The sequence below is a fragment of the Methanospirillum sp. genome (assembly GCF_035560735.1).
Classification (GTDB): domain Archaea; phylum Halobacteriota; class Methanomicrobia; order Methanomicrobiales; family Methanospirillaceae; genus Methanospirillum.
Window position 1 is genome coordinate 1 of the sequence record NZ_DATMYY010000032.1, and the last position, 2,308, is coordinate 2,308.

1 protein-coding gene is annotated in these 2,308 nt (G+C 41.3%); it reads left to right on the forward strand.

Translation table 11 applies throughout. The features are described 5' to 3' along the window. The first annotated feature begins 137 nt into the window (after positions 1–137). On the forward strand, positions 138–2,246 hold the full coding sequence (locus VN429_RS00855; RefSeq protein ID WP_325628767.1) for a HAMP domain-containing methyl-accepting chemotaxis protein: 2,109 nt from the start codon (positions 138–140) through the stop codon (positions 2,244–2,246). Positions 2,247–2,308: the final 62 nt, after the last annotated feature.

Below are 2,308 nucleotides of genomic sequence, written 5' to 3' on the forward strand. Positions count from 1 at the left end.
AGAATTTCAGGGCTTTTATATAACTCCGGTTTTTTTAATATTTAAATTTCAATATTGTTTCACCCATAAAACTCAACCATACATTGAAATGTTGAAGGGGAGATAGACACCAGATCACATTTGTGGAGGTGCGTAGATTGAATTTTTTAGATAATATCCGGGTTGGAAGGAAATTAACCGGCTCTTTTCTCCTGATTGTAGGTATTTTATTAATCGTTGGAATTATCGGGGTATATAGTGTCCTTACCCTGAGTTCATACCTTGATCAGATCAATGAGAATCAACTTATTCCAACTCAGAAACTCGGGATAATAAACGCGGATATCTGGCGTCTTCGAGGCAACACTGCAGGATATGTTGCGTTACCAACGAACCGGGAAAATCTTCGCAAGCAAAGTGAGGCTCTCATTGCATCGATGGATGCAAACATAAGTGCCTATCAGATGTATGTTGAAACTGATGACGAGAAACGTATTTATTCACACCTGGTGGATTCCTGGCATACCTATCTTGCTGCGATAGATACTTTCAATAAGGTAATAGATTCTGGAAATTCAGCGGAAATAGTTACTACCATGACAACAGGGGATCTGATTAATGCTCGTGCTGAAGCTTCATCAGCAATTCAGGACCTTGTTGCTTATAAAATAGAATATGCGAATTCCCTTGCTGAAAAGACAAAAAATACAGTTTTAGTAATTTTGGCGCTTATTGTGAGTGCCATAATTATTGGAACAATTATCGCAATCAGTCTCGGATTTCTAATCAGTCGTAGTATCACAATCCCTCTATCCAAAGCAGTCCTGATGATTAGGGAAATGAGTCTTGGTCATCTCGGAAACAGGCTTAATTACGTAAGAAATGATGAAATTGGAGAACTGACATCAGTGATGGATACATTTTCAGATGATCTCCAGTATTCAGTAGTTGCATCAGTAAAGAAGATTGCACAGGGCGATCTTTCAGTTACAATCACCCCTAAAGATGAACAGGATGAGATATCGCTTGCTCTCATACAATTGATCAGCAGCCTCCAAAATATCATCCAGGAGATAAGTTATCTCATTACCGAAGCAGAAGAAGGAAGGCTCCAGAATCGTGGAAATGAAACCTTGTTTGTTGGAGTGTATCAACATATTATTGTTGGAATTAACAATATGCTTGATGCAATTACGACTCCACTCAATGAGGCACTCCGGGTTGCAGATCTCTTCTCACATGCGAAATTCTCTGCCCGGTTTGATGAGAATGTAATCTCCAACGGAGACTTGATTGCCCTTAAACAGGGCCTCAATACCATTGGTTCTGAACTCTCACTTGCGATAACTAATGTTTCTGAACAAGTGGCCACTCTGACGGCTTCTTCAGAGCAAGCAGCGGCGAGTGTTCAGGAGATTACAGCGGGTTCAGCTTCAATTGCTCAAAGTTCAAACATTGTGAGTGCAAATGCCGATAATAGTGTTCAGGCGGTTGAGCAGGTATTGGTGGCCATGCAAGAGTTGAGTTCATCGGTCACAACGGTTGCTACCAAGGTGGATGAGGTAAGCAGACTTACACTAGAAGCTAATGCCATTTCCACTGATGGTGTCAAAAAGGCAGTTGTTGCAGAGGACGGGATTCATGCAATTAACACGTCAGTACATGATGTTGGGGTAATCATTTCTGAAATTAATGATCAGATGAAGGAGATTGGTAAGATTGTTGAAATTATCGGAGGAATAGCAGACCAGACCAATCTTTTGGCATTAAATGCTGCAATTGAAGCAGCACGTGCCGGTGATGCAGGAAGAGGATTTGCGGTTGTTGCTGAAGAAGTCAAGTCCCTGGCACAGGAATCACAGGGATCTACTGATAATATAGCAAAAATCATCAATTCCCTGCAGAGTCAGGCTTTGAGGGCCGGAAAAGCGATGAACCAGGCTACCAATGAAGTGTCAAGAGGCTCAACCGCCATAACTGAAACGATTCAGTATTTCAATTCAATTGCTGACCAGGTTGAAGAAATTTCAACACACATGACCGAAATTGCAAGTCTTTCAGAAGAGGAAGCAGCTGCAGTAGAAGAGATTACTTCGAGTGTTTCTGAAGTGAAAACAATGTCTGTAGAGACTGCCAAAGAAGCAATTTCCTCTGCAGCAGCTTCAGAAGAGTCAGCAGCCGCGTTAAACCAGGTCTCTACGATAATCAGTGATCTCTCTGTGATTGCTACCCGGATTGAGGAGTCAATGTCTCGATTGAATGGATAAAAAATTCTTTTTTTTCTTCGAGAAGAAGCGGATTAATAACCGGTTTACCCATATGTGAAAAA